The organism is Echinicola salinicaeni, from assembly GCF_014280965.1.
GTDB lineage: Bacteria > Bacteroidota > Bacteroidia > Cytophagales > Cyclobacteriaceae > Echinicola > Echinicola salinicaeni.
On record NZ_JACODZ010000014.1, the window covers coordinates 40,249 to 49,759 of the forward strand.

Below are 9,511 nucleotides of genomic sequence, written 5' to 3' on the forward strand. Positions count from 1 at the left end.
TTGTTTGGGATTTAGTTTGTTTATTGAGTACTATTTTTTATATTGCCAATGTTATTTAGAACATATTAATCGTGAAATAGGCAACTAATCAAAGTCTTGTTGTAGAAACGTAGGAAATTTCTTGAAACGCAGGACAGAGAGTAGTAGCCCATCCACTATATTTGCTATATAGAGGTGGGCTCACTCTTGAGCATGCGTTTCAGAATATCTTAAATAGAGATATTCGGGTCTCCTACGTCCCATACAACATGCCATGAGTGTAGCACCATCTCTTACATTTTTTAGATAGAGAGATGCTTCATTTTTGGAGAAAGTTTTAATTATAGATTCAAATGAAGCAATCTGAAAACCTCCTTTACAGATTTAAAATATCTTTTCTTGTTAGGAAAATAGGAGAGTTATGCTTGTATTGTTTTGTTCAGTTCATTTCTAAGTGGGATATAAATTTATTTGACATCCTATTTGAGAAAAAACCAAAAAATCCGATTTAACAGCATTTGGATGGAAGTATAGAGGATATGAATTCTGCGCACATATGCTCCATTCCAAATACCCAAAAACACCATCAAACCTATTTTAAAATGTATACATCGTACCGGGTACCTCATACCTCGTACTTTTCGACGATTCGGAGGCTGCATTCGCCTGGGGGACGCCCCTCGCGTCTGGTAGGGCAGCCTGGCCTGGGGCTTTATTAGTACTGGGGTAATTAAATGATTTCTTAACAATTGTAGAAAGAAGGAAGCTAAAAGTCGAAAGGCGAAGGCCGAAAGCTTTGGAGTACGTATTGTACAGAAAACACGGAGTCAGGAAGCTGAGTGGCGGAAGTATCTTCGTTTACGAAATCCTTATTTCCGGCCCTTGGAGCGTACGGTTTTTGAACAATTGAGAAAGGCGTGAAGAAAATGAGTTAGCTAGTCCTCGGCTAGATCCACTCATTTTTAGCCTGGAACAATTGGGCAAAAATCAAATTGGACTTAACCAATTGGAATCGTAAACCATATCTATCCAATTTGAAGTACGCTCCACCGGCCTAGCTTTTTTTGTTACTTTTTCCAGTGATAGCCTGTCCCGATTCCTATCGGGAGGAAAAAGTAAGGCAAAGGAAAAGTGAGGGTAAAAGCTGCTTCGGAAAGCGGAATTGCCACAGTCTCCGCTTGCCCGGATTCTTCGCAATGACGGGTTTGGGTGTGTTCTCGTGTTCTGAAGGTGGGATTGCTTCACCATTGGACATTTCGACGGGCTCAATGACCAATGGTTCGCAATGACGGGTTTGAGAGAGCTCTCGCCTCCGAAATCCAGTCTTATGTCTTTAGTCTAGCGTCTAGCTTCTGACAAGACTCCGAGTCTTGTCCCAACACTTTCTACACAACCGCATTTTAAGCATGAAAAAAACAACGTTCACGTGCTTCCTGGCATTGCTATGCCTTTTAGGAAGCAAAGTATATGGAAAAGAACTGAATAAAGTTGCGTACACCTCAGCAAGGGGAGATGGGGGCGGGGCTCCTGTTTCCCTTTTAGATACCCTGACCATTGGGGACCGCTTGCCGGAGGACAAGAGCTTTGAAAGGGCCATCAACCACTCAGGGTCAAGCCTGGCCTTTGGGGATTTCAAGGGCAAATACCTGGTGCTGAGTTTTTGGTCCACGGTATGCAGTGCCAGCACGCATTACCTGGCTGATCTGGAAAAGCTACAGGAGGATTTTGGCGATAAAATCCAGTTCCTGCCCGTTACCATGGATGATCCGGATAAGGTGGGAGCGGTATTACAGGCCTATCCGGCCCTCAAGGATGTCAACCTGCCGATGGTGGTAGGGGAAAGGGGACTCTTAAGGAGCTTTCCGCATAATACCCTGCCGCACTTTGTAATCCTGGATCCCAAACGAAAGGTGCTGGCCATCACGGGCAAGGAGGACCTTACAGAAAATAAACTTAAGGCACTTATACGTACAGGAAACCCTACTTTCCGATTAAAGTCGGACAAGCGTATTCCCTTCGAGCATGAGGAGCGCCTGATCAGTGAAAATGCACAGATCCCCGATAAGAATATCAGCTTCCAGTCGGCCTTGACCCGCTATATCCCGGGGGTGCGTGGCGCCCAGTTGGATTCGGATGAAAAGGGCGGGCATATACAGCTGGTCAATGTGCCCCTGTACAAATTGTACAGAATGGCCTATTCAGGAAAGGACCTGGCCAATTACTTTGGCAATAACCGCATCATCGCGGAGGGATTTGGGGAAGAGGAGCTCTTTACCGACCGTACGGGCATAGACTATTTGGAATGGATGGAGGCCGGCGGCCATGTATATGGCTATGAGCTGATCACACCTCCGGGCATGGACAAGTACAGCCTGATGAAGGAAGACCTCAAGCGTTACTTCCCCCATATCGAGGCCAAGGTGGAAAAGCGCCCGCAAACGGTCTGGGCCATAGTGAAAAAGGAGGGCGCTGTATTTTCTGCATCCACAGCAGACAAGGTTTGGTACGATGTCAGGCCTACTGGGATACGGGTGGACAAATCCACCCTGACCGGATTCATCTATTACCTGAATCTCTATTTTATGCAAAACAGTTCCTATCCGGTAATGGACCTTACGGGGATTGATTATCCCATAGATTTTGAGGTCAAGGCCGCCCTTTCCAATCGGGAAAGTCTGAAAAAAGGACTGAATGAAATCGGTCTGGACCTGGTGAAAAGGGAAGAGGAAATCCCGGTGCTGGTACTGAAGAAAATTGGAAATCCTAAAAGCCATATGCCATGAAAAGACTTGTACTTGCTGTGCTGTTAGGCCTTTGGCTGGGGCTATCCTTTACCTGGGCCCAGGAGATCCTGAAAGGGAGGATCATGGAAATTGGTACTGGAGAGCCTATCCCCGGTGCGTGGATCAAGGTGGTGGACCAAAGCAATTCCACCATCAGTGATGAAGAGGGGTACTTTAGCCTTAATCTGGATAGGGGAGCTTATAGGATTACCTTCGGGAGTCTGGGTTTCCAAACCCAAACCATTCCTGTTTCGGTGCCCAAGGATGGCCTTATGAAAGTGGAATTGATTGGGGAGGATATTGAACTGGAACAAGTGGAGGTCCTCTCCACGGGTTACCAAACCTTGCCCAAATACCGGGCCTCGGGTTCCTTTGTCAGCTTGGATGAGGAACTGCTCAGCAGACGGGTAAGTACCAACCTGATCGACCGTTTGGAGGATGTCACTTCTGGTCTGATCATCAACCGTACAGGAGATACAGGTCGTGATCCCATATCCATCCGTGGGCGAAGTACCTTGGGAGCTTATGCCAGGCCCTTGATCGTAGTGGACAATTTCCCCTATGATGGTGAGCTATCGGATATCAACCCTAATGATGTGGCCAGTATCACGGTACTGCGGGATGCGGCAGCGGCTTCCATCTATGGGGCCCGGGCAGGAAATGGAGTGATCGTGATTACTACTAAGTCGGGCAGTACCAAGCAGGACACCCAAATAAGCTTTTCCGCCAATGCCAACTGGATAGAGGAAATGGATCCCTTCCGTAATCCCATCCTCTCGGTGGCGGATTATATCGATGTGGAGCAGCAGCTGTTTGCGGATGGTTTTTATAACAGTTATGAAAACAATGTCCGTAACCCCGTGCTCAGTCCAGTGGTGGAGGCCTTGATCCAAGAAAGGGATGGCCTGATCAGTCCCGAAGAAGCCCAAGCATTGATCAAGGAGTATAGGGGCTATGACCTGCGAAAGGATATCGCGGAATACATGCTCCGTCCACAGCTGAACCAACAGTACAGCTTGGGCATCCGTGGGGGAGCGGATCAGCATGCCTATAGGATAGGTTTGGGCCTTGACCAGAACCGTGAGGGCACGGTGGGCAATGAAAATCGCCGTATTACCCTGGACCTTAAAAATGATTTCAGTCTCTTAAAGGATAAACTGAAAATCCGCACAGGTATCAATGGGATCAGAACTAGCCGGTCAGATCAGAATATGGGGCCATCCGATCTGATCTTTAATACCTCAGGCCAAGTCTATCCCTATGCCCGACTGGCCGATGAGCAGGGAAATCCCTTGCCCCTGTATCGGGAATACCGACAAAGCTTTAAGGAGGAAGCGCAAGCTGCTGGATTGTATAATTGGGACTTTGTTCCCTTGGAGGAAATCGGCCGGGCACCAGAGGAGAGCCTAGGTAATGTCTGGAGATTGAATACATCCCTGAGCTATAAGTTGACTGAAGGACTTAATTTGGAAGGGCTTTACCAGTACTGGACCAACAGTCAGAGCAATCAAATCCATTACTCGGAAGAAAGTTATACCACCAGAAACCTGATCAACCGCTATACCCAGATTGATGATAACGAAAACCTGATCTATGGTATTCCCGAAGGAGGAATTTTGGACCATAGAAATAGTAATACCCAAAGTCATTCGGGTAGACTACAGGCAAACTACCAGAATACTTGGAAAGGAGATTGGGCTTTGAATGCCCTGGCAGGAACGGAGATAAGGGCCCTTAAGGCTATTGCCCATAGTACCCGCTATTATGGCTATAATGAAAATAGGGCCACCAGTCAGGCAGTAGACTTGGTCAATCCCTATCCTTTATTTGACAATCCCTATGGCACGGCACAAATCCCGAATCTCGATGGGCATTCCATCACCCAGGACCGCTTTTATTCACTGTATGGCAATGCCTCCTTGGAATATCAAAAGCGGTATTTGCTGACCCTTAGCGCCAGGAAAGACGCCTCCAATCTCTTCGGCGTAAATACCAACCAAAGGGCCGTTCCCTTATGGTCTGCAGGTTTGGGCTGGACATTAAGCGAGGAGGATTTCTATCATTGGAGTCAAATGCCCTATATGAAACTCAGGCTGAGCTATGGCTATAATGGGAATGTTGACCGGAGGTTAACCGCCTTCACCACTGCCCGGATGGTGAGCTTTAATCCCACCACTGGATTGCCCTATGCCCAGATCATGAACCCACCCAATAAGGACCTAAGATGGGAGCGTATTAAGGTGATCAATGCAGGATTGGACTTTGAAAACCGCTCGGGTTCTCTTTCAGGAAGCTTGGAGTTTTACCACAAGGAAGGACTAGATCTGATCGGGGAAAGCCCCTTCGCTCCGTCCACCGGCATAGCCCGATTCAGGGGAAACAATGCATCCACCTTGACCATGGGTTATGACCTGAATTTGGAGTATAAGCAATCATGGAACAATTGGCACTGGTCTTCGGTACTGCTCCTAAGCGGATTAAAGGAGGAGGTGCTGGCTTATGAAAATGAAATTCCTGTTTCCAGTTTATTGAATTACAGTTCCTCGGGATTGGGAGGAGAGTATTTCCCGGTAGAGGGCAAACCGCTGTTTGGAGTCTATTCTCTGCCTTGGGCGGGGCTGGATCCTGATACAGGAGCGCCGCAGGGTGTCTTGGATGGAGAAAGCAGCCAGGATTATCGCACCCTTGTCAATGATGCCAGTATGGAAAGTATTATCTATCATGGCCCTGCCAGGCCTACTACCTTTGGGGCCTTTAGGAATACCTTAGGTTATAAGGGCTGGAGCCTTTCGGTGAATATTGCTTTCCGAATGGGCTACTATTTCAAAAAGACCTCGGTACAGTATAATGATATCTTATTGGGCAGGGGAGGACACAGTGATTATGCTGATCGCTGGCAGGAACCAGGAGATGAAGCCCATACTGATGTACCTTCCCAACCTGATCAGCGGGATACTTATAGGGATACTTTCTACCGCAACAGTTCGGTTTTGGTACAAAGTGGAGACCATATCCGCTTACAGGATGTACGCTTGGGCTATGTATTGCCAGATACTTGGCTAAATAAGTCCAAGCTCCATAGCGCCCAGCTCTACCTTTACGCAAATAACCTGGGCATGATCTGGAAAGCCGCCGACAAAGCATGGGACCCTGACTTTGGCACTGCCAAACCATTGAAGAGTTTGGCGGTGGGAGTAAAAATAGATTTCTAAAGCCTCAAAGACATAGCTTCGTCCACCAAATCAATCAATGTTCAACTTAAATCAAATATTAACCGGGTTACACATAGGCAGGTGGGCGGAGCTTTTTTTTGAGTATCAAGATGAAAGTATCAAGTAGCAAGATGGAAAAAAGAGTAAAGAAGAAGGAGGAAAGATTGAGTTCGGAGATGAGAACACCTGTTTCTCCGTCATTGCGAACGTAGAGAAGTGAAGTGAAGTTTACCTGCCTCAGGTAGGCAATCTCACCTTCGATAGACGGGATTGCCTGCCCTCCGGGAGGCGGGCTTCTCCCGGCTTACCGGGATCGCAATGACTGTGGCGATATGACCTCGCCCACGTAAACAAGTCTTTCATCTAGCGTCTTGTGTCTAACATCTAAATCGAGTCCCTTACCGCGTACTTTCTTCATATGTTAAAACACAAAATCATCGGCGGGAAATGTTTCCAGACGGGAAACGGGGACTCTTTTTAGAAAAAAGAGTAAAGAAGAAGGAGGAAAGTCAAAGAACACGTCACTGCGAGGATGACCACAAGGAATCCGCGGCAGTCTCACCTTCGAAATACGAGATTGCCGCAATTCCAGTATGTCAGGCTGAGCGGAGTCGAAGCCTCCGTGTCTCCCTTCTACTTAAGTTTATCCTGAGCTAAGTCGAAGGGCTCAGGGTGACACTCGTTCTCGCTACCTAAAACAAGTCTCAATACTAACTACCTGTCTGCCGCCAGGCAGGCTCATGACTAAATACTCATGACTAAATACTATAAACATGAAAAATATTTCAAAACCCATATTCAAAATCATGATCATCAGCCTAATGCAGCTGCTATCCGCTTGCGATAGTTTTTTGGATCCGAGGCCGGATCATAGCGTACTGGTTCCAGAGACCTTGGAAGATATACAGGCCTTACTGGATAATACCGTTGTTTTTAATACCCAAGCAGGTCTGACGAGCATTGCTTCGGATGAATTCTGGACCACGGATGAAGGCTGGGCAGCACTTTCCAATCCTGCAGAACAGGCCACTTATATCTGGGCAGATGATCCCTATCAGGGAGGCGTGACCAATGTTTGGGCAGGGCCTTATGAACAGGTCTTTTATGCGAATGTGGCCCTGAAAGGCTTGGAAACATATTCAGGGGAAAAGGATAAGGGATTTTATGAATTGTTGGGAACCGCCCATTTTCATAGGGCCTATGCTTATCTACAACTCTTGCAGGTTTATGCCCCGCTTTATAAAGAAGGGGAGGACAATAGTTCTCAAATGGGTATTGTCCTCAGGGACGAACCAGATGTGCAAGTCGATCCCGTAAGGTCAAACCTTGAGGCATCTTATCAAGCCCTTTTTATGGATATAAATTTGGCCATTGATAATTTGCCGACTAATACTACGCCAAAGACCAGGCCCACAAAATCTGTAGCCTGGGGATTGATGGCCCGTGCCAGTTTAATGGTAGGGGATTATCAAACTGCCTTGGAGGCATCGGAGAAAGTCTTGGAAGCGCATCCAGAAAGCCTGGATTTCAATGAGCTTGATCCAGCAGCCTCCCGACCTTTTGACAAGTTCAATGCAGAGCTGATCTATTATTCCAGCTTGCAGAATTATTCCTATATGAACGGGAATGAGACCTATGTGGATACTGATTTGATGGATGTCTATGAGGAGAATGACCTGAGGAAATCCCTTTATTTTACAGAAATGGAGGGCGGTTTATATCAGTATACAGGAAAGTTAACTGGTAATAGCCGTTTCTTTGGAGGAATTGCAATTGGTGAGATGTTGATAATTGCCTCAGAGGCCGCCTTTCGAACAGGTGATTTGAATAAAGCCAAGGGATATTTGAACCGCCTATTGGAAAAGCGTTATACAACCGGAACCTGGGAGGGGCTTGATCACTTGGAGAATGAAGATGTTTTAGATAGGATATTAGTGGAACGCCAGAAAGAGTTGATCGGTAGGGGACTACGTTGGGCAGATTTGAGGCGATTGAACCAGGAGGCCTCTACCCAAATGACCTTGGAAAGGAACCTAAACAATAAGGTATATACCTTAGACCCTAACAGTCCAAAATACATCTTCCCCATACCTCCCGAGGAAATAAGAGAATCAGGGATCGAACAGAATCCAAGGTAATGTTTGATCAGTTGACTACTCAGTCAATTGTCCCGTCAGCTGAGTTACGCCAAGGTGAACAGGTGCGGGACTCCTTATTCCCTTTTTGTCATCCCGACAAAGGAGGGATCTCATTAGCTATTTGTTACTGGAAGAGATCCCTAGGTGCCTCGGGATGACATTCGATTTTGTCTTTCGCTGTTGCAAATCTTTAGCGAAGCGGTGACTTGGAACTAAAAAATAAAAGGAGTCCCTAGACTCCGAAACATCAACATCTTTAAACTAACACCCTTTTAAGGCTTGTTAAATAAAAACAATAAATATCCAAGGCCACCCGGCCTTGGATAAGTTTTTCAAATTAGATTACCTTATTGCTCCTGGAAATCTCCATCTTGGAGAATGGTTTTCATTCCAGTAGCTGGATCGTCATTGCTGAATTCTACCAGGCATTCATTGGAAGAAAGATTACAATCGTATTCCTCTTCCTGGACAATGGAAGTCACTTCTCTGTAACCGTGAGGTTCAGCTGCATCCGGTGTCCAGACCTTAGTGGCTGAACTTGCATCATCCAATGGCATATTAAAAGCAAAAGCTACAGATGCAGCCAGTGCAAAGGCCAATGCTGGCAAACTTTTCAAAAATTTATTCATGGTTGAAAATGGGATTTTTAACGATCAAAATCCCCTAACGTTTAAACCCGGATTGTGCATTAGTATATTTCGGGTCATAGGTTGCTTTGCCTACTCTTTCCAGGATTTTCGGCATCCTCCTTTCATTGCCGGGGAAAAAAGCTAACCCTATCTAATACTTCCTTCCCAAGGGTTGGGCAAATGTTTTATGATCCGTTGTCCCGATCCCGCCGTGGCGGACGGGACGATTAAACTTTGTTCGACCCCTTCAGGGTCGTGTGGATTTACCTTAGCGATTTCGTCTACGTAGATTTTACCCCTTCGGGGTAAGTGGCTAAGTAGCAAAACTATCTCTCACCCCGTTGTCCCGTCAGTTGTACCTCCGTTGTCCCGTTAGCTTAGCTGCGGGACGATGAAAATTGAGTCTCTGACTCAACTATTTTTTAGTACCTCATACACAAGACTCAATACTCAATACTTCAATAATCCCTAATACCTGGTTAGCCGGGAGAAGCAATCCCACCTTCGAAAGACGGGATTGCCGCAGTCTCCGCTGTGGCGGATCCTTCGCAATGACGGTTACGATTCGACTTCTCATGTATTATGTTACTGGAAGAGATCCCTTCCCGACAATTGTCGGGACAAGCTGCTACCTCGGGATGACGGTCATGTCCTGAAATAGGTTGACACAATTTAATTGAAAATTGTAAACCTATAATCGGACAAAATGAAGGATTTGGAAAAATTTTCCGAAAATGCACGTAGAAAAATTGTAAGCGAAGTTCTCTCCG

General features: G+C 46.4%; 4 protein-coding genes. 3 read left to right on the plus strand and 1 reads right to left on the minus strand.

Annotated features, from left to right (window positions below):
• The first annotated feature begins 1,385 nt into the window (after positions 1–1,385).
• From H7U17_RS20115 to H7U17_RS20125, 3 genes are all read left to right on the plus strand, one after another.
• Positions 1,386–2,762 (plus strand): TlpA family protein disulfide reductase, encoded by a 1,377-nt coding sequence (locus tag H7U17_RS20115; RefSeq protein ID WP_186758649.1) that lies wholly within the window; start codon positions 1,386–1,388, stop codon positions 2,760–2,762.
• Complete coding sequence (locus H7U17_RS20120) at positions 2,759–5,974, plus strand: SusC/RagA family TonB-linked outer membrane protein (protein ID WP_186758650.1); 3,216 nt, start codon at positions 2,759–2,761, stop codon at positions 5,972–5,974. The genes H7U17_RS20115 and H7U17_RS20120 overlap by 4 nt, the downstream gene beginning before the upstream one ends.
• 773 nt (positions 5,975–6,747) lie before the next feature.
• Entirely contained in the window at positions 6,748–8,112 is a 1,365-nt protein-coding gene (locus H7U17_RS20125; protein ID WP_186758651.1) for a RagB/SusD family nutrient uptake outer membrane protein, read from the plus strand.
• 347 nt (positions 8,113–8,459) lie between these two features.
• Here the strand turns inward: H7U17_RS20125 and H7U17_RS20130 are convergent, their stop codons facing one another.
• On the minus strand, positions 8,460–8,741 hold the full coding sequence (locus H7U17_RS20130; protein WP_186758652.1) for a DUF6520 family protein: 282 nt from the start codon (positions 8,739–8,741) through the stop codon (positions 8,460–8,462).
• Positions 8,742–9,511: the final 770 nt, after the last annotated feature.

Excerpts from the sequence above, each read along its gene's own strand:
- H7U17_RS20125 (WP_186758651.1), top strand. The coding sequence starts at position 6,748 with ATGAAAAATATTTCAAAACCCATATTCAAAATCATGATCATCAGCCTA.
- H7U17_RS20115 (WP_186758649.1), top strand. The coding sequence starts at position 1,386 with ATGAAAAAAACAACGTTCACGTGCTTCCTGGCATTGCTATGCCTTTTA.
- H7U17_RS20130 (WP_186758652.1), bottom strand. The coding sequence starts at position 8,741 with ATGAATAAATTTTTGAAAAGTTTGCCAGCATTGGCCTTTGCACTGGCT.
- H7U17_RS20120 (WP_186758650.1), top strand. The coding sequence starts at position 2,759 with ATGAAAAGACTTGTACTTGCTGTGCTGTTAGGCCTTTGGCTGGGGCTA.